At 65.3% G+C, this 19,504-nt stretch carries 24 protein-coding genes and 1 other RNA gene; 12 read left to right on the top strand and 13 right to left on the bottom strand.

Annotated elements, in window-relative coordinates; translation table 11 throughout:
- Positions 1-205 precede the first annotated feature (205 nt).
- The gene (locus tag MJ601_RS10440) at positions 206-556 is read right to left on the bottom strand and encodes a hypothetical protein (protein ID WP_242126050.1); all 351 of its coding nucleotides are present in this window, start codon (positions 554-556) and stop codon (positions 206-208) included.
- A gap of 168 nt (positions 557-724) precedes the next feature.
- On the opposite strand from MJ601_RS10440, the gene MJ601_RS10435 reads away from it, so the two are divergent.
- Genes MJ601_RS10435 through ispZ form a run of 6 tightly spaced genes read left to right on the top strand, consistent with a single transcriptional unit; the run spans position 725 to position 6,202 of the window.
- Positions 725-2,122 (top strand): amino acid permease, encoded by a 1,398-nt coding sequence (locus MJ601_RS10435; RefSeq protein ID WP_242126048.1) that lies wholly within the window; start codon positions 725-727, stop codon positions 2,120-2,122.
- 17 nt (positions 2,123-2,139) lie between these two features.
- Positions 2,140-2,529, top strand: coding sequence for an energy transducer TonB (locus MJ601_RS10430; protein ID WP_242126046.1), 390 nt, complete (start codon positions 2,140-2,142; stop codon positions 2,527-2,529).
- A 41-nt stretch (positions 2,530-2,570) separates the two neighbouring features.
- Positions 2,571-3,374, top strand: coding sequence for a diaminopimelate epimerase (gene dapF, locus MJ601_RS10425; protein ID WP_242126196.1), 804 nt, complete (start codon positions 2,571-2,573; stop codon positions 3,372-3,374).
- 5 nt (positions 3,375-3,379) lie between these two features.
- Positions 3,380-4,624: a tRNA (N(6)-L-threonylcarbamoyladenosine(37)-C(2))-methylthiotransferase MtaB gene (mtaB, locus tag MJ601_RS10420; protein WP_242126043.1), complete on the top strand. Its 1,245-nt coding sequence runs from the start codon at positions 3,380-3,382 to the stop codon at positions 4,622-4,624.
- Complete coding sequence (gene ftsY, locus MJ601_RS10415; RefSeq protein WP_242126041.1) at positions 4,621-5,559, top strand: signal recognition particle-docking protein FtsY; 939 nt, start codon at positions 4,621-4,623, stop codon at positions 5,557-5,559. The genes mtaB and ftsY overlap by 4 nt, the downstream gene beginning before the upstream one ends.
- On the top strand, positions 5,549-6,202 hold the full coding sequence (ispZ, locus tag MJ601_RS10410) for a septation protein IspZ (RefSeq protein WP_242126039.1): 654 nt from the start codon (positions 5,549-5,551) through the stop codon (positions 6,200-6,202). The genes ftsY and ispZ overlap by 11 nt, the downstream gene beginning before the upstream one ends.
- Positions 6,203-6,238: 36 nt before the next feature.
- Here the strand turns inward: ispZ and MJ601_RS10405 are convergent, their stop codons facing one another.
- Positions 6,239-6,796, bottom strand: a complete 558-nt coding sequence (locus MJ601_RS10405) for a urate hydroxylase PuuD (RefSeq protein ID WP_242126037.1) — start codon at positions 6,794-6,796, stop codon at positions 6,239-6,241.
- Positions 6,797-7,008: 212 nt separating this feature from the next.
- Between MJ601_RS10405 and MJ601_RS10400 the strand changes: the two genes are divergently transcribed.
- A complete protein-coding gene (locus tag MJ601_RS10400) occupies positions 7,009-7,620 on the top strand; it encodes a superoxide dismutase (RefSeq protein WP_242126035.1) in 612 nt (203 codons plus the stop codon).
- Positions 7,621-7,748: 128 nt separating this feature from the next.
- Positions 7,749-8,183 (top strand): hemerythrin domain-containing protein, encoded by a 435-nt coding sequence (locus MJ601_RS10395; protein ID WP_242126033.1) that lies wholly within the window; start codon positions 7,749-7,751, stop codon positions 8,181-8,183.
- Here the strand turns inward: MJ601_RS10395 and MJ601_RS10390 are convergent.
- The 11 genes from MJ601_RS10390 to mscL all read right to left on the bottom strand — a co-directional run bounded on the left by MJ601_RS10390 (position 8,167) and on the right by mscL (position 16,781).
- Complete coding sequence (locus tag MJ601_RS10390) at positions 8,167-8,505, bottom strand: (2Fe-2S) ferredoxin domain-containing protein (RefSeq protein WP_242126194.1); 339 nt, start codon at positions 8,503-8,505, stop codon at positions 8,167-8,169. The two genes, MJ601_RS10395 and MJ601_RS10390, sit on opposite strands and share 17 nt — an antisense overlap.
- On the bottom strand, positions 8,478-9,026 hold the full coding sequence (locus MJ601_RS10385; protein ID WP_242126031.1) for a J domain-containing protein: 549 nt from the start codon (positions 9,024-9,026) through the stop codon (positions 8,478-8,480). The genes MJ601_RS10390 and MJ601_RS10385 overlap by 28 nt, the downstream gene beginning before the upstream one ends.
- 209 nt (positions 9,027-9,235) lie before the next feature.
- Positions 9,236-9,635, bottom strand: an RNA gene (gene rnpB, locus MJ601_RS10380) — RNase P RNA component class A.
- Positions 9,636-9,678: 43 nt separating this feature from the next.
- A complete protein-coding gene (locus tag MJ601_RS10375; RefSeq protein WP_242126029.1) occupies positions 9,679-10,377 on the bottom strand; it encodes an N-acetylmuramoyl-L-alanine amidase in 699 nt (232 codons plus the stop codon).
- A 118-nt stretch (positions 10,378-10,495) separates the two neighbouring features.
- Positions 10,496-11,377 (bottom strand): CheR family methyltransferase, encoded by an 882-nt coding sequence (locus MJ601_RS10370; protein ID WP_242126026.1) that lies wholly within the window; start codon positions 11,375-11,377, stop codon positions 10,496-10,498.
- The gene (locus tag MJ601_RS10365; RefSeq protein ID WP_242126024.1) at positions 11,377-12,456 is read right to left on the bottom strand and encodes a chemotaxis protein CheB; all 1,080 of its coding nucleotides are present in this window, start codon (positions 12,454-12,456) and stop codon (positions 11,377-11,379) included. Before MJ601_RS10365 ends, MJ601_RS10370 begins: the two co-directional genes overlap by 1 nt.
- 63 nt (positions 12,457-12,519) lie before the next feature.
- On the bottom strand, positions 12,520-12,885 hold the full coding sequence (locus tag MJ601_RS10360) for a response regulator (protein WP_242126022.1): 366 nt from the start codon (positions 12,883-12,885) through the stop codon (positions 12,520-12,522).
- An 82-nt stretch (positions 12,886-12,967) separates the two neighbouring features.
- A complete protein-coding gene (locus MJ601_RS10355) occupies positions 12,968-13,408 on the bottom strand; it encodes a chemotaxis protein CheW (protein WP_242126020.1) in 441 nt (146 codons plus the stop codon).
- 15 nt (positions 13,409-13,423) lie between these two features.
- Complete coding sequence (locus MJ601_RS10350) at positions 13,424-15,817, bottom strand: chemotaxis protein CheA (protein WP_242126018.1); 2,394 nt, start codon at positions 15,815-15,817, stop codon at positions 13,424-13,426.
- A gap of 126 nt (positions 15,818-15,943) precedes the next feature.
- The gene (locus MJ601_RS10345) at positions 15,944-16,219 is read right to left on the bottom strand and encodes a hypothetical protein (protein WP_242126016.1); all 276 of its coding nucleotides are present in this window, start codon (positions 16,217-16,219) and stop codon (positions 15,944-15,946) included.
- 133 nt (positions 16,220-16,352) lie between these two features.
- Positions 16,353-16,781: a large conductance mechanosensitive channel protein MscL gene (mscL, locus tag MJ601_RS10340; protein WP_242126014.1), complete on the bottom strand. Its 429-nt coding sequence runs from the start codon at positions 16,779-16,781 to the stop codon at positions 16,353-16,355.
- 101 nt (positions 16,782-16,882) lie between these two features.
- On the opposite strand from mscL, the gene MJ601_RS10335 reads away from it, so the two are divergent.
- From MJ601_RS10335 to MJ601_RS10320, 4 genes are read left to right on the top strand one after another with little or no spacing between them, the layout of a single operon-like run.
- Positions 16,883-17,485, top strand: coding sequence for a LemA family protein (locus tag MJ601_RS10335; protein WP_242126012.1), 603 nt, complete (start codon positions 16,883-16,885; stop codon positions 17,483-17,485).
- Between the two features lie 7 nt (positions 17,486-17,492).
- Positions 17,493-18,281: a TPM domain-containing protein gene (locus MJ601_RS10330; RefSeq protein WP_242126010.1), complete on the top strand. Its 789-nt coding sequence runs from the start codon at positions 17,493-17,495 to the stop codon at positions 18,279-18,281.
- A complete protein-coding gene (locus tag MJ601_RS10325) occupies positions 18,281-18,958 on the top strand; it encodes a TPM domain-containing protein (protein ID WP_242126008.1) in 678 nt (225 codons plus the stop codon). Before MJ601_RS10330 ends, MJ601_RS10325 begins: the two co-directional genes overlap by 1 nt.
- A complete protein-coding gene (locus tag MJ601_RS10320; protein ID WP_242126007.1) occupies positions 18,955-19,497 on the top strand; it encodes an NUDIX hydrolase in 543 nt (180 codons plus the stop codon). Before MJ601_RS10325 ends, MJ601_RS10320 begins: the two co-directional genes overlap by 4 nt.
- The last annotated feature ends 7 nt before the right edge of the window (positions 19,498-19,504 follow it).

Here is a 19,504-nt window from a genome sequence, read left to right as displayed (position 1 = left end):
TCATTTGGGCCGGAAAGCCCGGAAAACTGCGCCTACCCTGCCAAACGACAAAATCGCCGGCGGGCGAAACCTCGCCGGCCAGCGTCCATCCGGTGCTCCATTTGGGCGCCATGGATCTGTCAGGGTATCAGGCAGCGGACTGCCCGATTGCAGGGGCGCCTTTAGCGAAAAGGGGGATGGGATGCAACAAGCGCGAAGCAGGGCACTATTCGGCGGACTTTTGCCTGCTCTTTATCCACCTGATCGAGAACACAAGCACGGCAAGGACGAATATGGCGAGGAAATATAATAGGCCAAGGAAGCCCAGCACCACCTGCCCAAATCCAACCATATCGTTGAGCGCGTGGGGGTTATGCTCCCGCAAGGCTTCAAAATACATGTCGCTCGCCTTCAGCGAGGCAAATAACCCCGCCAAGCCCAGCGACAGCCCGGCAAGGATCGCACCAATCGCTCGCCAGAGCCTCATCCTTGCCGCCAGATAAATAGCATAAGGGCCCGACAGGACCGATGCGCAAATCAGCACCGTGTATAGCAAGGAGGTCAGCTTAAGGGCCATTTGCCCTTTCTGACAGCGCATCGTTAAAGAGGTGTAATGTAGCGCCCCAATTTTGAAAGTTACGGATTGCCCGACATCGAAACGCTGCCATTCAAAGGATCTCGCAAAAATTCCCCTTGCCAGCCGCGCCGTCCCCGGCGAGCCATGCGTGCAAAGGGAGACACTGCAATGAGCTGGACGCGCCGCAAGCCGATGGAGGCGATGATGCCTGCCCATGAGGGACAGAGGCTGGCGCGCACACTGTCATGGCCGCATCTGCTGGCGCTGGGCGTGGGGGCCATTGTCGGGACCGGCATATTGACGCTGATCGGGGTCGGCGCCGACCGGGCGGGGCCTGCGGTGCTGCTGTCCTTCGCCATTGCGGGGGCAATCTGCGCCTGCGCGGCGCTCGCCTATGCGGAACTGTCCACCATGATGCCCGCCGCCGGGAGCGCGTACAGCTACAGCTATGTGGTGCTGGGCGAAGGCTTTGCCTGGATCGTCGGGTGGAGCCTGATCCTGGAATATTCGCTGGTGGTGTCGACCGTGGCGGTGGGCTGGTCGGGCTATGCCGCGCCGCTGCTGACCTCCGTTGGTTTTCCGGAACTGTTGACCAGGGGACCGGAACTGGGCGGGATCGTCAATGCGCCCGCCATCTTCATCATTGCCGTCGTGGCGGGGCTGCTGATGCTGGGCACGCAGGAAAGCGCGCGGCTGAACGCCTTGCTGGTGGTCATCAAGATCGCGACCCTGAGCCTGTTCGTCGCCATCGCCCTGCCCGCCTTCGATGCGCACAACCTGTCGCCGTTCATGCCCTTCGGCTTCGCCAAGTCGGTGGCGCCGGACGGGGTCGAGCGTGGCGTCATGGCGGCGGCGGCGATCATCTTCTTCGCATTCTACGGCTTCGACGCGATCTCGACCGCGGCGGAGGAGGCGAAGAATCCGGACCGCGACCTGGCCATCGGCATCGTCGGGTCGCTGATCGCCTGCACGCTGATCTATGTGGCCGTGGCGGCGGCGGCGATCGGGGCCATGCCCTTCACCCGCTTTGCCGACAGCCCGGAGCCGCTGGCGCTGATCTTGCGCGAAATGGGTCAGGGACAGGTGGCGCGGATCGTCGCCATCGCGGCGGTGATCGCGCTGCCGACGGTGCTGCTGGGCTTTCTCTATGGGCAGAGCCGCATCTTCCTGGTCATGGCGCGCGACGGCTTCCTGCCAAAGCGGCTGGCGCTGATCTCGAAACGCGGGACGCCGGTGCGGATCACCGGCATGACGGCGATACTGGTCGCGATCATCGCGGGCGTGCTGCCCATCGACGAGATCGCCGCGCTGGCCAATGCGGGGACGCTGATCGCCTTCACCGCCGTTGGCGCCTGCCTGCTGATCCTGCGGCGGCGGATGCCCGACATGAAGCGCCCCTTCCGCGCCCCGGCGGGCTGGCTGGTGGGCATCGGCGCGATCGGCGGCTGCGCCTATCTGTTCGTCAGCCTGCCGGTGAAGACCATCCTTGCCTGCCTGATCTGGAACGCCATCGGGTTGGCTGTATATGGCCTTTATGGAAGGAAACGCGCCACGGCAGCGCGATAACGGGGAACTGGCGGTAAATGACAAGAAACAAATGGCTGGTGGGCGTCGTTCATGCGCTCATCCTGACAATGCCGGCACAAGCAGAAGCGGCAAAGCGCAAGATCATCCCTTTTGACGAACTCGATCGTAGCAAGCCCATCCCGCGATCCGAACCCCGGACATGGTTCACCAATGCGGACGCCGCCATGCTTCGCCCGCTTCCTTCGGGCCATAGCACAGCCTATGTCCTGCACGTGGATGAAACCGGAAAGGTGGTGGACTGCACCATCAATGAAAGTTCCGGTTCCGCAATGCACGACCAGGCGCTGTGCGCCACCTTGATGGCCCGCGTAACGTTCCTGCCTGCCCTGGATGGCGACGGGCAACCCGCGGCCCGGACATGGCGAGGACGGCTGCTCTGGAACTGAACCACTGGCATTTTCGCCGTACAGGCCCTACATGCGCGCGCATTATGGGCCGTTTTTCGAAGATGCATGGGCTGGGCAACGATTTCGTCGTGATCGACGCGCGCGATGGCGCGCTCGACATCACGGCGGCGCGTGCGCAGGCCATTGCCGACCGCCATGCCGGGATCGGCTGTGACCAGCTGATCCTGATCGGGGATTCGGAGCGCGCCGATGTGTCGATGCGCATCTTCAACAGCGACGGCAGCGAAGTGGAGGCTTGCGGCAACGCGACCCGCTGCGTCCCCCTGTTCGTTGGGAGGGACGTGCTGATCGAGACGAAGGGCGGGCTGCTGGACGCGAAGGGCGTGGACGGCGGCGCCAGCGTCGACATGGGCGAACCCCGGCTGGAGTGGGACGCGATCCCGCTGGCCTATGCCATGGACACGCTGGCCATGCCGGTGAGCTGGGAGGATCTGCCCGCGCCGGTCGCGGTCAATGTCGGCAATCCGCATGTCATCTTCTTCTGCGACGATCTGGATGCGGTGGATGTCGAGCGGCTGGGGCCGCTGATCGAGACGGACCCGCTGTTCCCGGCCCGGGTGAACGTCAATTTCGCGCAGATGGTGGGCGAAAACCATATCCGCCTGATCGTGTGGGAGCGTGGCGCCGGCCTGACGCGGGCCTGCGGGACGGGCGCCTGCGCGACGGCAGTGGCGGCGGTCCGGCGCAGGCTAGTGAGCGGGCCGACGCGCGTGAGTCTGCCAGGTGGCGATCTGGTGATCGACTGGGCGCCGGGCGGGCACATCGTGATGACTGGGCCTGCCACCCATGTCTTTGACGGCGAAGCTGACTGGGCGCGCTTCTAGGCCTGATGAGCGGGCCGCAGATCATTACCCTGGGCTGCCGCCTCAATATCGCGGAGAGCGAGGCGATTCGCGAAATGGCGGGCGGGCAGGATGACCTGATCGTCGTCAACAGCTGCGCCGTGACGGCCGAGGCGGTGCGCCAGACCCGGCAGGCGATACGGCGCGCCCGGCGGGACCGGCCCGATGCGCGGATCATGGTGACGGGCTGCGCGGCGCAGACCGAGCCGGAGACCTTCGCCGCCATGGCGGAAGTCGACGCAGTGATCGGCAATCGGGAGAAGATGGAGGCAGCGTCCTTTGCCACCAGCGAGGCGCGGCTGAATGTCTCCGACATCATGGCGGTGCGGGAGACCGCGCCGCATATGGCGAGCGCCTTTGCCGAACATGCCCGCGCCTTCCTGGAGGTGCAGAATGGCTGCGACCATCGCTGCACCTTCTGCATCATCCCCTATGGCCGGGGGAACAGCCGGTCGGTGCCCGCGGGCGCGGTGATCGACAAGGCGCGCGAGCTGGTCGATGCGGGGTACAGGGAAATCGTGCTGACCGGCGTGGATGTCACCAGCTATGGCCCGGACCTGCCCGGCGCGCCGTCTCTGGGCCTGCTGATCGAGCGGTTGTTGAAGGGCGTGCCTGGCCTGCCCCGCCTGCGCCTGTCCTCGATCGACAGCGTAGAGATTGACGAGCGATTGTTCGACCTGCTCGCCCATGAGCCGCGCATGATGCCGCACCTTCATTTATCGCTTCAGGCGGGCGACGACATGATCCTGAAGCGCATGAAGCGGCGCCACAGCCGGACAGAGGCCATTCGCATCGTGGAGAGGCTGAAGGCCGCCCGTCCGGACATCAGCATCGGCGCGGACATCATTGCCGGTTTCCCGACCGAGGACGACGCGATGTTCGAAAACAGCCTGAAGCTGGTCGAGGAGTGCGCCATCGTCCATGGCCATATCTTCCCCTATTCGCCGCGCACCGGCACCCCCGCCGCCCGGATGCCGCAGGTGGATCGCGCCACCATCAAGGCGCGGGCGGCGCGGCTGCGCTCGGCTTGCGAAGCGCAGCGCGAAAACTGGCTCAACAGCCTGATCGGTTCCGAACAATCGGTACTGGTCGAGCGTAACGGGCTTTCGGGTCATGCAGAGAATTTCGCCCCGGTGCGGTTCGCGGCGGCGCAATCGCCCTCCTCCATCGTCCGCGCAACCATCACGGGCCTTGAGAATGGCGCGCTGATCGCGCAAGAGGCGCAGCAATGACTGAACCCGGCACCAGCTGGCGCGAACGCCTCTTCGGCGGTCTGAAGCGCACTTCCGACAAGCTCGGCGAGAATCTCACCGGCCTTTTCACCAAGGCCGCGCTCGACGAACAGACTTTGGACGAGATCGAGGAAGCGCTGATCGTCAGCGACCTTGGCCCCGCCATGGCCACCCGCGTGCGCGACCGGCTGTCCGAAGGCCGCTATAATCGCGAACTGACCGAGGAATATCTGCGCGAGATCATCGCGGAGGAGATCGAGAAGGTGCTGGCCCCCGTCGCCCGCCCGCTGGAGATCGAGGCGTTTCCGCGCCCGCAGGTGATCCTGGTGATCGGCGTCAACGGATCGGGCAAGACCACCACCATCGCCAAGCTCGCCAACCTGTTCCTGGAGCAGGATTATGGCGTGATGCTGGCGGCGGGCGACACCTTCCGCGCGGCGGCGATCGGGCAATTGAAGGTCTGGGCCGAGCGGCTGGGCATCCCCATCGTCGCGGGCAAGGAAGGCGGCGACGCGGCGGGCATCGTGTTCGATGCGGTCAAGCAGGCGACCGCCACCGGCATCGACGTGCTGATCGTGGACACGGCGGGCCGCCTTCAGAACAAGACCGAGCTGATGGACGAACTGGCCAAGGTGCGCCGGGTTCTGGGCCGGTTGAACCCGGCGGCCCCGCACGACGTTGTGCTGGTGCTGGATGCTACCACGGGACAGAATGCGTTGAACCAGATCGAGGTTTTCAAGGAAACCGCGCAGGTGACGGGGCTGGTCATGACCAAGCTGGACGGCACCGCGCGCGGCGGCGTGCTGGTCGCGGCGGCGGAGAAATTCCGCCTGCCCATCCACGCGATCGGGGTTGGCGAGAAGATCGAGGATCTGCGCCCCTTCGATCCGGGCGACATGGCGCGGGCGATTGCGGGGACAGCCTATGCCCGCTGACGCCAGGAAGCCCACCCATGGCGGAAACCTCAGCCTGGCGCTCGATTTCGGGCCGCTGCTGGTCTTCTTCCTAAGCTACAAGGGCGCGGGCTGGATCTGGGGGCCGGGCAATCCGATCACCGCCATGATGCTGGGCACCGCCGCCTTCATGGCCGCGATCGTCATTGCCGTCATCATCTCCAAGGTAAAGCTGGGCCGGGTGTCGCCGATGCTCTGGCTGTCGGCGATGCTGATCCTCTTCTTCGGCGGGCTTACCATCTATTTCCGCGACCAGAGCTTCATCCAGATCAAGCCGACCATCATCTACGCCTTCTTCGCGCTGATGCTGTTCGCCGGGCTGCTGCGGGGCAAGGCGCTGCTCAAATATCTGCTGCAGGCGGCCTATGACGGCCTGACCGAGGAGGGCTGGCGCAAATTGTCGCGCAACTGGGCGTTTTTCTTCGTCGGCATGGCCATCGCCAATGAAGTCATGCGCCGCACCATGACGTTCGACAGCTGGCTGGCGGTCAAGGTGTGGGGCGTGACGGTGGTGTCCGTGGTCTTCGCCGCCGCCAATGTGCCGATGCTGATGCGCCATGGCCTGGACCTTGGCGACAGGATCGACAGCGACGAGATCGGCGAGACGACGCCGCCGCAAGGGTGAGCGGGCGGGCGCCGCACGGCGCCCGCCCCTGCTCTTTCAGCTGAAATTGACCATGCAATAGAGCATCGCCAGCGACAGCATGGTGTTGATGCGGCTGAAGATCATCGCGGTGGTCGCCGCCTTCGCCTTCACCGCGTCCTCGGCCGGGACGATGCCCAGCGCCTTCTTCTGGTTCGGCCAGATCACGAACCAGACGTTGAACGCCATGACGAGCGCCAGCCACATGCCGATGCCGATCAGCAGATAGGGCTTCTGCAAGGTCAGCGCCTGCGCGATATAGCCCGAAATCCAGGCGACGGTCAGGCCGGTCAGCACCGTCAGCGCCGCCGCCCAGCGGAAGAAGAACAGGGCCGCCGGGGCGATATGCCTGGACACGCCCGGTTTCAGTTCCGCCGGGATTTTCGGCATGGTCGGGATCTGGACGAAGTTGAAATAATAAAGCAGCCCGATCCAGGTGATGCCGAAGAAGACATGCAGCCAGCGGAAGATGGTGTTGGCGTCGACCAGCCCCGCATGGGCGCCGAACATGACGATGATGGCGAGCAGCAGCCCAGCCGCCAGCACAAGATGCAGATTGCCGAAGAATTTTGCCATGGACCCGTCCCCCAAGTTCCGACCGCCGCATTCTCCGGGCGGCCTGACCGGTGATTCTATGTCATCGTTACGCGCCTGTCACATGGATATTTCCGCGTTCCTGAAAGAAAATATCATGTTTTCCGCGGCGCAATAAGCCTGCTAGGGCCATGGAGCCTTCCGGCCGCATCATCGTTATGCGGCCATCCCATAACGAACCGAGGAGTTCCGACATGGCATTTGTTCTGCCCCCCCTTCCCTACGCCAAGGACGCATTCGGCGACATTCTGTCGGCCGAAACCTTCGATTATCACCATGGCAAGCACCATAATGCCTATGTCGTGAAAGCGAATGAGCTGGTCGCCGCCGACCCCGCGCTGCAGGGCAAGTCGCTGGTCGAACTGATCAAGACCAGCAAGGGCGGCCTGTTCAACCAGGTCGGCCAGATCTGGAACCACACATTCTACTGGCTCTCGCTCTCGCCCGAGAAGAAGGCGCCCTCGGGCAAGCTGCTCGACCTCATCAACGAGGGTTTCGGCTCGGTCGACGGCCTGGTCGAGAAGCTGAAGGCCGAAGCCGTCGGCCATTTCGCCAGCGGCTGGGCCGCGCTGATCCTGAAGGACGGCAAGCTGGAAGTGACCAGCTATCATGACGCCGACACGCCGGTCGCGCACGGCCATACGCCGCTGCTGATCCTCGATGTGTGGGAACATGCCTATTATATCGACTATCGCAACCTGCGCCCCAACTATGCCGAAAAGCTGCTGAAGGAAGCGATCGACTGGGACTTCGTCGCGCTGAACCTCGACGGCGAGGGCGTCAGCCGCGCCGACCAGCCCGCCTGACCCGATCCGGATGGCCGCCGCGGGGACGCGCGGCGGCCGCCATCGGCGGTGAACCATATAGTTGATTACAATGCTTTCTTAATCCATGCGCGGCATAGTCTGCCGATGGGGTGGTGAGGAAGCACGATATGGATATCGGCGAGCTGCAAAGACAGCACAGGGAGTTGAGCGTAACGGCGTCGCAACTGGCACGCGCCATCGCGGATGACGCGGTCCGGCAAAGCGTCGGGGCACTGCGATGGCAACTCGCCCGCCAGTTGATGACGCACCTGGCCCTGGAAGACCGCATATTCTATCCCGGCGTTCAACGAGCAGGCGATGACCATGCCCGCCGTACCGCCTCGCGCCTGCAGACCGAGATGGGTCCGCTGGCCGAAGCCTTCTCCGCCTATATGGCGCGGTGGAGCGATGACCGGGTCAGCCGCGAATGGGCCGGCTTCTGCGCCGAGACCCGCGAGCTTCTGGATGTCCTTGCCTCCCGCATCGAGAAGGAGGACCGCATTCTCTACCCGCTGGTCGACAGCAACCGGGCCAGCGCGGCGCGGATCAGCCGGACGGCTTAGGCACAAGGCCGAGATGAGAGGCCAGCGCGTCGAGGTCGGCGCCCGGCCGGACCAGCAGCCATTCGCGCGCTTGCGCGCCATTTACGACCGTCACCGCGCCTTTCGGGCAAACGCCCAGGCAGTTGACTTCGACAATGCCCGTCGCAGCCTTGCGTCCCTTTTTCAGCGACAGATGGCGGCGCAGCGCCCTGGCCAGCCGTTCATCGCCATCGCGGCCGAAACCGCCGTCCAGCTTCTTCGAACATTTGCGGCAGACGAGCACCGCATGATCCCAGTTCGAACGGACGATATCCTTCAATCCGCCCGCTCCCGCGGTCTCCAGGTCCGCCGTTCCTCGGCGGCGCGCAGCACTTCATAGGCCGCCTGGATGGTCTGGAAGCGGATCGCAGCCTGCGCGTCGCCCGGCTTCACGTCGGGATGATATTCCTTGGCGAGGCGGCGCCAGCTTTTCTTCACCGTCTCGAAATCGGCATCGTCCTCCAGCTCCAGCGCCTGCAGCGCATGGAGTTCGTCGCGGGACCGGCTGCCGTCGCCCGGCCCGCCCCAGCCATGATAGGCGCTGTTCTGATAGCCGCCCGCATCCCGCCGCTCGGCACGCTCGCGCTCTTCGCGTTCCTCCCGGTCGAGGCCCTGAAAATAGTCCCAGTTCCGGTTATATTCCGCCGCATGGTCGGTGCAGAAATACCAGCGGTCGCGGCTGTTGGGCGATTTGGGCGCGGGGCAGTCACCGGGGCGGTCGCAGCCGTGCCGGTCGCACAGGCGCACCTGCTGCGCCTCACGCGATGCGCCATAGCTGCGCCAGCGGGGAAAGCCCCAGTCATTGGATCGGCTGCTTCTTGCCATAGTCCCAAATTAGGCAAGCCGCAGGCGGAACGCCACCCCGGCGGGCCATCAAAATTGTGACGGATCAGGACTGGCCGTCATTTGGCTCAGGCCGAGGCGAGAATGCGGCTGTTTGAGAACCGGCGCGCAGCGTGCTTGAAGCACGTGAGCACCGGAAGCGCAAAACAGCCGCGTTCGCAGCCCGGCATCAGCCAAATGATGGCCAGTCCTGTGCCAGAGGGCCTGTAAGCCGGGTTCTGTCCACCCCGTTGCCAGGGATAGGCGACCATTCCTCTAGGGGACGGATCGCTCCGTCCCTCAAGCAACCAACCCGGGCGGTCTCGGCCGAAACAGGCCTAGCAGACAAGCTGCGCGCCGCCCCTATTCGGTCTTGCTCCCGGTGGGGTTTACCGTGCCGCCTGCCGTTGCCGGAGGCGCGGTGCGCTCTTACCGCACCCTTTCAATTTCGCCCGCCCGAAGGCCTAGTCCGAAGACTGGGCGACCTGCTTTCTGTTGCACTGTCCCTTGGATCACTCCAGCCGGCCGTTAGCCGGCACCGTCATTTCGTGGAGCCCGGACTTTCCTCGCCGTGGCGGTCACCCGCCACGCCGCGGCCGCCCGGCCCTCTGGCAGAGCCGCCTATACACAGCTCCACGCAGCCCGTCATCCCCGCTTATTCGTCGCCCTGCGGCCGGGGGAGCAGCAGGGCGAGCAGGATCGCCCGGCACTCGCCGTCGATGATCCCGTCGATCAGTTCGGGCCGGAAGCGGCGCTGGAAGGCGACCACCGCCGCCTGCGGCTCGGCAATGTCGTAGCCGAAGCGCTCCAGCGCCAGCATGAAGCCCCCGTCGCTCCAGTGCGGGTCCATCAGATTCTTGGTCGGGCGGGGCAGCGCCAGCCGGAGCCGGGCCAGTTGGCCCCAGGGGAACAGCTCACCCGGATCCTGCTTGCGCGCGGGCGCGACGTCGCTGTGGCCGACGATGTTGCCGCGCGTGATCCGGTGCCGCTGGACGATGTCGTGGATCAGCGGGATCAGCGATCCCATCTGCGTGTCCGGGAAGGGCCGGTAGCCCCATTCATGACCCGGATTGACGATCTCTATGCCGATGCTGGCGGAATTGACGTCGTCGATGCCCCGCCAGTGGGAGCGCCCGGCATGCCAGGCGCGCTTGTCCTCAGCGACCATGCGGATGATCTGTCCGTCCTCGGTCACGACATAATGGGCGGAAACCTTGGATTCCGGACTGGCCATCCAGTTGATCGCGGTCGCGGCGTCGGCCATGCCGGTATAGTGCAGCACCAGCATCGTGACGGGCAGGCGGCGCTCGTCGAAATTGGGCGACGGCGTGTCGATCATTTGAAAATCGGTCATCGCGAAAGGCCAGTCACTCGCACACGTCCGTCAGTCGCCGCCATATCCACGGCAGACCATGGCCGACCAGGACGGGCCAATCAATCGCCAAAATCGCGGGGATGCCGGTTGTGGCGCCTCAAAGCGCGCGGCGCACCGGGCCTTCGGCCTGCGCGGCGCCTTCCGGCCGGCGGCCATAGCCACCGCGAAATTCCGCGTGGGGAATGAAATCGTCGCTCTGCCCGATCACCGTCTCCCCCGCTCCCAGCAGCAGGACGGACCGCGCATGGCTGTGCCGGGCGAGCAGTCGAAGCACATTCTGCCGCCGCTCCGGCGTGAAATAGAGCAGGACGTTGCGGCAGAGCAGCAGGTCATATTCGCCGACCGGCGCGCGCGCATCGAACAGATTGTCGGTGCGGAAATCGATCATCTGGCGCAACGCCGGATGGGCGCTCCAGTCGTCGCCCGACGGTTCGAACCATTTGATGAGGTCGCCGACCGCCAGTCCGCGCTGCACGTCCATCTGGTTGAAGAGACCGGCTCTGGCCTGTTCGATGGCGGTGGTGGAAATGTCGGTCGCCAATATCTCGATCCGCCAGCCGCGCCAGCGCGCCATGTCGTTGCAGATCTGGATCGCGATCGAATAGGCCTCCTGCCCGGTCGAACAGCCCGCGCTCCAGATGCGCAAGGTCCGGTCGTGCCGCTGCGCATGGAATTGCGGCAGGATATGCCGCTGGATCATGTCGAAAATCTGAAGGTCGCGGAAGAAGCTGCTTTCATTGTTGAGCAGCGCGTTGACGACCGCATTTTCCAGCGCCACATCCTTTTGCGACACCAGCCGCGCCGCCAGCATGTCCATGTCGGCAAGGCCATGGGCGCGCAGCACCGGCTTCAGCGCCGTCTCCATCCGCCACGCCCGGCTTTCCGACAGGATCTGCCCGGTGCGCGCCTCCAGCAGGCCGGAGAGGATGCGCGTGGCGCTGCGCGAAGAGGCGCCGGACGAGGACGGAGTCGTTGGCATCAGTTTCTGTTCTTTCCTCGTCGGGCCACAAATTCCATGATCGCATGGGGTTCCAGCAAGGCGCAGTTCAATCCTTCGCCCGCGACCGATCCGGGCATGCCCCAGACCACGCTGCTCGCTTCGTCCTGCGCCACGATCCAGCCACCCGCGGCCACGATGTCCCGCGCTCCGGCCGTGCCGTCGCGGCCCATGCCGGTCAGCACCACGCCCGCCGCGCCCGCGCCATAGGCCTGCGCCATGCTGGAGAACATGGGGTCCACCCCCGGCAGGTTGCCGGTCGGCGTGCGCTCCGGATTCAGCACCACCGAAACCCGCCCGTGCAGGCCCCGGCGCAATTGCAGATTGGCGTCGCCCGGCGCCACATAGACGATGTCGGGCGCCAGTATCTCGCCCTGTTCGGCCACCTTGACCCGCAGGGCCGTCATCCGCCCCAACTGCTGGGCGAAATAATGAGTGAAGCTGGCGGGGAGATGCTGGGTCAGCAGGACCGGAACGTCCAGCGGTTCCGCCAGGCCGCCGAACAACTGCCCCAGCGCATGGATGCCGCCGGTCGACGCGCCGATGCCCAGGCAGGCGAGCGGCTGGGTCGCCTGTCCGGTTTCGGCGGGCAGCATGGGACGAAAGGCGATGGGAGCCGCACCCTGGCTGAACAGGCGCGAGAGCCGTTCGATCAGCGTCTGGGGGAATTGCTCGCCGAAGCTGCCGCTGCCGGGCTTGGCGAAAATGTCGCTCGCGCCCAGCGCCAGAGCCTCGACCGCGGCGGCACTGCCCTCCTCGCAATTGCCCGAGAGGATCACCACCTTCGCCTTCGGACTGGTCCTCAGGATCGCGGGCAGCGCCATCAGGCCCGAAAGGCCCGGCAATTCGATGTCGAGCAGCACGAGGTCGACCTCATGCTCGCCCAGATAGGCCAGCGCCTGTTCGGCGCTGTTGGTCTTGTGCGCGACGGAAAAGCCCGGATCGGCGTTCAATATCCGCTCGATCACCGTCCGCACGACCACCGAATCGTCGACGATCAGGGCGCGGATCGCCCTGTCGTCGCTTCGGCTGCTGGCCATGATCGGCACCATGACGGTCATCAAGGAAAACTTTCTGGGACGGAGGCGATGAGGAGAAGGGAAGAAGGAGCCGCTTTGCCGTCGCTAGATCACGCCGACGATCGACAGCTTGCTTTCCAGCGTATCGCGATCGAAGGGCTTCATCACATATTCGTCGGCGCCCGCTTCGACGGCCGCCTTGATATGGCTGATGCCGTTCTCGGTCGTGCAGAAGATGATCTTGGGCCGCGCCGCCAGATTGGCGCCCGGCAGGGCCTGCAGAAATTCCATGCCGCTCATCACCGGCATGTTCCAGTCGAGCAGGACGACATCGGGCACCGCCGCCTCGCACTGGGCCAGGGCGTCCTGGCCATCGACCGCCTCCGTGACCGAAAGGTCGAGCGATTCCAATATGTGGCGCGCGACCTTGCGTATGACTTTCGAATCATCGACGACCAGACAGTTTTTCATGATGCTTCCCTTTGTTTTGCGTCCCGATGCCGTTCGGTTTATCCGGCAAAACCAAGCAATTGGTAAACGTCGGTAAAATTGTTCATGCCGCCGCCTGCACGAGCGCGCCGGCCTCGATGAAACTGCTCAGCGACACGAGCAGATAGGGTTGCCCCTCATGCTCGACGATGCCGCCGGCATAGGGCAGCCAGGCGGGGTCGAGCTGTCCCCGCAACGGCAATTCCCCTTCCGGCACCTGGCAGATATCGTACACCGCATCGACCATCAGTCCGTAGCTGTGCCCGCTGATGTCCGCGATGATGGCGTGGCCGCGATCCTCGGCGGGCGTCCGCCGCCCCAGGATCAGCGCCGCGACGTCGATGATCGTCAGCACCCGGCTGCGCAGCGCCGAAAGGCCCGCCACATGCGCGCCCATGCCCGGAACCGGGGAAATATCCGCCAGCTTGACCACGGCCTCGACCTCGCGCGTTGCCACCGCGACCCGCGTGCCCGCCAGCCTGGCCAGAAGATAGAGCTGGTTCATGATGCCATTTCCCCTTTACGCCTTCGAACCGGACACCGCCGCCATCAGCGCGTCCTGGTCATAGCGGTAGATGCTGCTGTCCTGCGGGCCGCTGGGCCGGGGCGTGGCGCGCAGATGGACGACGCGGCATCCCAGCATGTCGGCAGCCAGCATCTCCGTCGCCCGCACGTCATCCGCGCCGCTGAACAGCACCACGTCGCGCGGGTCCACTACCGCGTCGGCGGGCAGGCCCAGCACCACCTCATGCCCGGCCTGCCGCAGCAGCGGCGCCAATATCTCGCGCGTCCAGCCATCCTCTCCGTCCGCCAGCAGGCAGCGGCCGCGATCCTTTTCGACGATCGGTTCACCGGGCAGCGCGGCGAAGAGGGCGAAGGGATTGAGAACCTCCAGATGCTCCCCGTCGATGACCGCAACGCCACTCAGCAGGCCGTGCATCGCCACCATGTCCGGCACGGCGGGCATATCCACGATGTCGAGCACTGCCGCCACCGGGTAGCAGGCCTCCCGCGAGCCGTCGCGCAGCCGCAGCGCGGCGACCTTCTCTCCCGCAAGGCCCTGATGGCCGTTCGCCACCGGCACCAGCCGCCCGTCCAGCCGCACGAAGCCGCGTCCGCCCGACCGGCCGAAGAGATGCGCGTCGATATCCTCGACTCGCTCGATGACGGAAAGCTTGAGCAGGCGCCGCTCGCCCGACAGTTCCTCGAAACGCAGGGCGGAGACCATTTCGACACGGCTCTGCGCGTCTTCCGCCTCATGCGCCAGCAGTGCCGCCCGGTCGTCGGCGATATTGGGCAGCCGCGCCGCATTGGCGAGGCCCGCCGCGTCCAGCAGCAGCATCGGCTTGCCGTTGTCGGGCAAGGTCATGCCTGCATAGACGCCGGTCGCCATCACCAGCGGCGACGCCGGACGGATCACCAGTTCCTCATGATTGTCGACCGCCGACACGCCCATGGCAAAGGGCACGCCGGTCGCGGATCGCACCACCATGATCGCGCGCGGTCCCTGCTGGCCGGGCTTTTCCATGCCCAGAACATCTTCCAGATCGATCATCGAATGGCGAACCGCGCGGATGGTCGCGATCTTCGCCCCGCCCACCTGGCTGATCTGGAGCGTTTCGTTGTTGTCATGCAGGATTTCGACGACGGCGGCACGCGGAATGGCGAAATGCAGCCCGCCTGCCCGCACGATCAGACCCGGAATGATGGTCAGCGTCAGCGGCACGCGCAGCATGATGGTCAGGCCCCGCCCCGGCCGGTTGTCGAGCGCGATGACGCCGCCGATCCGTTCGACATTGGCGCGGACCACATCCATGCCCACGCCCCGGCCCGACACCGCCGTCACCTGCCGGGCGGTGGACAGGCCGGGATGGAAGATCAGCTCCAGCTTTTCCGCCTCGCTCATCCGCGCGGCGGCGTCGGCGGTCAGCCGTCCCGCCTTCACCGCCTTGTCCACCAGCCGGGCCGTGTCGATGCCCTGTCCGTCGTCGGACACTTCTATGACGATCTGGTTGCCCGACTGGCGTGCCTCCAGCCGCAGCCGCCCCGCCTCCGGCTTGCCCAGGGCAAGCCGTTGTTCGGGCGTCTCGATGCCATGGTCGATGCTGTTGCGCACGATATGGGTGAGCGGGTCGACGACCATCTCCACCATCTCGCGGTCCATTTCGACGTCGCCGCCCTCCAGGGTCAGGTCGATCCGCTTGCCCAGGTCACGGCCCAGATCGCGGACCATGCGCGGGATCGCCGTGAACAGCCGGTCGACGCGCTGCATCCGGGTCTTGGAAATGGCGTCCCGCATGTCCGCCACGCAGGTCGAAAGCCGTTCGAAGGCGCTTTCCAGTTCCGGGTCGCCCGTCCGCTCGCGCAGCTTGCGCGACAATTCGTTGCGTGCCAGCACCATGTCCGACACGCCGTTCATCAACTGGTCGATCAGCGACAGGGGCAGGCGGATGGTCCGCGGCACGGTCTGGCCGCCCGATGCCCGCGCGACGGCCACCGGCGCGGCGGTCTCCTCGGCGGCGGCTGGCGCCTCGTCTTCCTTCTCGTCCCTCTCAGCCAGGGCATTGATGAGGTGATCGTCATTTTCCTGCGGCAGCGCGGCGCCGATGGCCACGGCCTCGGCCAGTTCGGCGATCCTGTCCATGATGCCCAGCACGGCGCTGACCGTCGCGGGATCGGCGGTGCGCTTGCCCGCGCGAATCTCCGACAGCACATCCTCTGCGGCATGGCTCAGCCGTTCGAAGCGCGGCAGGTTGAGGAAGCCGCAACTGCCCTTCACCGTGTGGAAGAAGCGGAAAATCGCGTCCAGCCGGTCGCGGTCCGCAGGATCGGCTTCCCAGGCAATGACCTCTCCGGCCAGCGCCTCCAGCGTTTCCTGCGTCTCCGATATGAATTCCTGGAGTAACTCGTCCATTCCCGCGCCTCATGGATAGGGGACGGACCATGGCGGACCTGTGGTTAAAGGGCCGTTAAAGACGGAAAAAGGGGCGCCGCGACCTGTCGCCGCGGCGCCCCTTTTTTCGAAGCACTCCGATCTGGATCAGTGCTTTTCTTTTTTCTCGACCGCGTCGGCCGCCTTTTCACCGGCCTCGCGGGTAGCGTCAGCCTTGTTCTCCAGTGAGTCGGCGGCGTTTTCCGCAGCATTTTCGGCGTTGCCGCTCAGATTGTCGGCCAGCGCCTCCATGTTCGCAGCCTGGTTGTCGATCGCATCCGCCTGATTCTCATATACGTTCTCGACCTTGTTTTCCTGCTTGGAATCGCACGCAGCAAGCGCGATCAGGCTGGCAAGGCCAAGGACTGATACGAAAGTTTTCACGGCGTTTTCTCCTGTTGCGCCCCCATGGGCTGACTTATGCGGCAAGGGGACCGGACGTCCGGAACCCTGACGCCCATCAACCGGTCGCGCGCGGGATGGTTCCCGCCGCAGGCTCCTTTCGTCGCGGAAACGATTATTTTTTAAGGGAATCCCGGATTTCGCGCAGCAGCAGCACATCCTCCGGCGTCGCGGCGGGTGCCTGTTCCGGCTTGGGCATCAGCCTGTTCACGGCTTTGACCAGCAGGAAGATGATGAAGGCGAGGATCAGGAAATTGACGAACACGGTCAGGAATTCGCCCCAGCCGAACATGGCGACGCCCGCGGCCTTGAGGTCGGCATAGCTTTCCGGATTGCCCTTGAACCCGGCGGGCAGTTCGCCCAGCCGGATGAAGTAGCGTGAAAAGTCCGCGCCGCCGAAAAGATAGCCGACCACCGGCATGATCAGGTCGTCGGTCAGCGACTTGGTGATGGTGGCGAAGGCGCCGCCGATGATCACGCCGACCGCCAGGTCCATGACATTGCCGCGGTTGATGAACGTCTTGAATTCGGAAATCAGCCCCATGGTGAACCCCTTGTCCTGATGGCGATTATCGCAGCATGGGCCGTTGCGAAGGGTTCGACAACCGCCTATTTCCGTGACCGAAACAAGCCTGAGGATGTTCCATGACGATCCTGCGCCGATTCCATCTGTTCCTCCTGCCGTTGCTTGGCGCCTTCGCGCTGTCGGCCTGCGGCATCAACAGCGTTCCCGCCGCCGAGGAGGTCGCCAAGGCCAAGTGGGCCGACGTTCAGGCCCAGTATCAGCGCCGCGCCAACCTGATCGGCAATCTGGTCGCCACGGTGAAGGCGGCAGGCAAGCAGGAGCAGGACACGCTGGTCAAGGTGACCGAAGCCCGCGCCAAGGCCACCTCCGTCCAGGTGAGCGCCGATGACCTGTCCGACCCGGCCAAGGTGCAGCAGTTCCAGCAGGCGCAGGCGCAGCTCAGCCAGGGCCTTGGCCGCCTGCTCGCCTCGGTCGAGGCCTATCCCGACCTCAAGACAAACCAGAATTTCCTCGACCTGCAATCCCAGCTCGAGGGGACGGAAAACCGCATCGCCGTATCCATCCGCGACTATAATGAGGCGGTGCGCGCCTATAATACCCGCATCCGCACCTTTCCCGACGCGATCGGCGCGAAGCTGATCCACGGCGCCAAGCCGATGACCCCGTTCCAGGCCACCACGCCCGGCGCCGAGGAAGCGCCGAAGGTCGATTTCGGCAACTGAGCCGACGATGCTGCGCCGCCTGCTCCTGATCCTCGCGCTGCTGGTTTTCCTGCCGGCGGCGCAGGCACAGACCTTTCCCAAGCTGACCGGCAGGGTGGTGGACGATGCCGGGCTGCTCAACCCCGGGCAGGAACAGGCGCTGACCGCAAAGCTCGCCGCGCTGGAGAAGCAGAGCGGACGGCAGTTGGTGGTGGCGACCATCCCCGACCTGCAGGGCTATGATATTTCCGACTATGGCTATCAACTCGGCCGTGCCTGGGGGATCGGAAACAAGGACCGGAATGACGGCGCCCTGCTGATCGTCGCGCCCAACGAGCGCAAGGTGCGGATCGAGGTCGGCTATGGGCTGGAAGGCATCATGACCGATGCCCTTTCCTCGCAGATCATCCGCAATGAGATCACGCCGCATTTCAAGGCTGGCGACATGGCGGGCGGCATCGATGCCGGTGCGGACGCCATCGGCAGGCTGCTAACCCTTCCACCGGAGCAAGCCAAGGCCCTTGCGGCGCAAGCCGCGGCTCAGGCGCGCAACGCCTCCGGCGACGGCGGCGGCGTGATGGTCGTCTTCTGGCTGTTCGTCGTCTTCATCATCGTCGTCGCCATGCTGTCCGGCCGGGGCAGGGGACGGCGCTATCGGGGCGGATCGAGTCCCGTCATCATCTGGGGTCCGGGCGATTCCGGCTGGGGCGGCGGCGGATCGGGCTGGGGTGGCGGGTCGAGCTGGGGCGGTGGCGGTGGCGGATTTTCCGGCGGCGGCGGCAGCTTCGGCGGCGGCGGCGCTTCGGGGGGCTGGTGATGCGCCTGAATTTCAGCGAAGCCGACCGTGACCGCGTGACGGCGGCCGTGGCCGAGGCCGAAAAGGCCACGGACGGAGAGATCGTCACCATCGTCGCGCGCCGGTCGGATGCCTATCATGATGCCGGGCTGCACTGGGCGATCGGCGTCGTGTTCCTCGCGCTTTCCGTGGCGGCCGCCTTCCCGCGGCAGTTCCGCGCGCTCTGTTCCTGGCTGCTGCAAAGCTGGGAGCATGATGTCGAGGACTGGAAGCTGCTGACCGTGCTGCTCGGCCTGCTCATCCTCAAATTCCTGGTGGTGCGCTACGCGCTGGCGTGGATGCCGCTGCGCATGGCGCTGACCCCCAAAGCGACCAAGGCCCGGCGGGTGCGGCGGCGCGCCATCACCCTGTTCCGCGCCGTGGCGCAGGGGCGCACGCGCGGGCGGACAGGCGTGCTCATCTATCTGTCCCTCGACGAACATCGCGCCGAGCTGGTCGCGGACGCCGCCATCAATGCGAAGGTCGCGCCCGAAGTCTGGGGCGACGCCATGGCCGCCCTGGTCGACGGCGTGCGCGCGGGCCGCACGGCAGAGGGCATGGCCGACGCCGTGCGGCAGGTGGGCGCCATCCTTGCCCTCCATTTCCCCGCGACCGGCGACAATCCCAATGAACTGCCCGACAGGTTGATCCTATTATGAGTGAACAGGATATGGCGGCTTCCGAAGAGATCATGTGGGAAGGCCGTTTCATCACTGCCAAGCGGCGGGGGAAATGGGAATATGTCGGCCGCGCGCGCGGCATCCACGCCGCCGTCATCCTTGCCATCGATGAAGCGGCCGACGGGCGGCACGTGCTGCTGGTCGACCAGTTCCGGGTGCCGCTCGGCCGCCGCTGCATAGAATTGCCCGCGGGGCTGGTGGGCGATCATGACGAGGGCGAGGAGTCCATGCTCGCCGCGACCCGCGAACTGGAGGAGGAGACTGGCTATCGCCCCGGCCGGATGGAAGCGCTGGGCGAATTCTACAGCTCGCCCGGCATGGTCTCGGAAAGCTTCAGCCTGTTCCGCGCGCATGATCTTAGCAGGACCGGCGAAGGCGGCGGCGTCGACGGCGAGGATATCCGCGTTCATCGCGTGCCGCTGGCAGGCTTGCAGGACCAGGTTGCAGCATGGCGGGCGGAGGGCTTTGCCATCGACGTGAAGCTGCTGTTGCTGCTGGGCGGAGGGATCGTCGGATAAGGGCCGA

Source organism: Sphingobium trunci (assembly GCF_022664535.1).
Taxonomy (GTDB): Bacteria; Pseudomonadota; Alphaproteobacteria; order Sphingomonadales; family Sphingomonadaceae; genus Sphingobium.
Note: the sequence above shows the minus strand (reverse complement) of the source record. Positions and strands in the feature narration are given on the sequence as shown.

Excerpts from the sequence above, each read along its gene's own strand:
- MJ601_RS10330 (WP_242126010.1), top strand. The coding sequence starts at position 17,493 with ATGCTGCGCCGCCTGCTCCTGATCCTCGCGCTGCTGGTTTTCCTGCCG.
- MJ601_RS10435 (WP_242126048.1), top strand. The coding sequence starts at position 725 with ATGAGCTGGACGCGCCGCAAGCCGATGGAGGCGATGATGCCTGCCCAT.
- MJ601_RS10365 (WP_242126024.1), bottom strand. The coding sequence starts at position 12,456 with ATGACCGTCATGGTGCCGATCATGGCCAGCAGCCGAAGCGACGACAGG.
- MJ601_RS10440 (WP_242126050.1), bottom strand. The coding sequence starts at position 556 with ATGGCCCTTAAGCTGACCTCCTTGCTATACACGGTGCTGATTTGCGCA.
- ftsY (WP_242126041.1), top strand. The coding sequence starts at position 4,621 with ATGACTGAACCCGGCACCAGCTGGCGCGAACGCCTCTTCGGCGGTCTG.
- MJ601_RS10335 (WP_242126012.1), top strand. The coding sequence starts at position 16,883 with ATGACGATCCTGCGCCGATTCCATCTGTTCCTCCTGCCGTTGCTTGGC.
- MJ601_RS10320 (WP_242126007.1), top strand. The coding sequence starts at position 18,955 with ATGAGTGAACAGGATATGGCGGCTTCCGAAGAGATCATGTGGGAAGGC.
- MJ601_RS10375 (WP_242126029.1), bottom strand. The coding sequence starts at position 10,377 with ATGACCGATTTTCAAATGATCGACACGCCGTCGCCCAATTTCGACGAG.
- mtaB (WP_242126043.1), top strand. The coding sequence starts at position 3,380 with ATGAGCGGGCCGCAGATCATTACCCTGGGCTGCCGCCTCAATATCGCG.
- MJ601_RS10370 (WP_242126026.1), bottom strand. The coding sequence starts at position 11,377 with ATGCCAACGACTCCGTCCTCGTCCGGCGCCTCTTCGCGCAGCGCCACG.
- MJ601_RS10395 (WP_242126033.1), top strand. The coding sequence starts at position 7,749 with ATGGATATCGGCGAGCTGCAAAGACAGCACAGGGAGTTGAGCGTAACG.
- MJ601_RS10405 (WP_242126037.1), bottom strand. The coding sequence starts at position 6,796 with ATGGCAAAATTCTTCGGCAATCTGCATCTTGTGCTGGCGGCTGGGCTG.
- MJ601_RS10325 (WP_242126008.1), top strand. The coding sequence starts at position 18,281 with ATGCGCCTGAATTTCAGCGAAGCCGACCGTGACCGCGTGACGGCGGCC.
- MJ601_RS10350 (WP_242126018.1), bottom strand. The coding sequence starts at position 15,817 with ATGGACGAGTTACTCCAGGAATTCATATCGGAGACGCAGGAAACGCTG.
- MJ601_RS10355 (WP_242126020.1), bottom strand. The coding sequence starts at position 13,408 with ATGAACCAGCTCTATCTTCTGGCCAGGCTGGCGGGCACGCGGGTCGCG.
- MJ601_RS10430 (WP_242126046.1), top strand. The coding sequence starts at position 2,140 with ATGACAAGAAACAAATGGCTGGTGGGCGTCGTTCATGCGCTCATCCTG.
- MJ601_RS10360 (WP_242126022.1), bottom strand. The coding sequence starts at position 12,885 with ATGAAAAACTGTCTGGTCGTCGATGATTCGAAAGTCATACGCAAGGTC.
- MJ601_RS10385 (WP_242126031.1), bottom strand. The coding sequence starts at position 9,026 with ATGGCAAGAAGCAGCCGATCCAATGACTGGGGCTTTCCCCGCTGGCGC.
- mscL (WP_242126014.1), bottom strand. The coding sequence starts at position 16,781 with ATGGGGCTGATTTCCGAATTCAAGACGTTCATCAACCGCGGCAATGTC.
- MJ601_RS10400 (WP_242126035.1), top strand. The coding sequence starts at position 7,009 with ATGGCATTTGTTCTGCCCCCCCTTCCCTACGCCAAGGACGCATTCGGC.
- ispZ (WP_242126039.1), top strand. The coding sequence starts at position 5,549 with ATGCCCGCTGACGCCAGGAAGCCCACCCATGGCGGAAACCTCAGCCTG.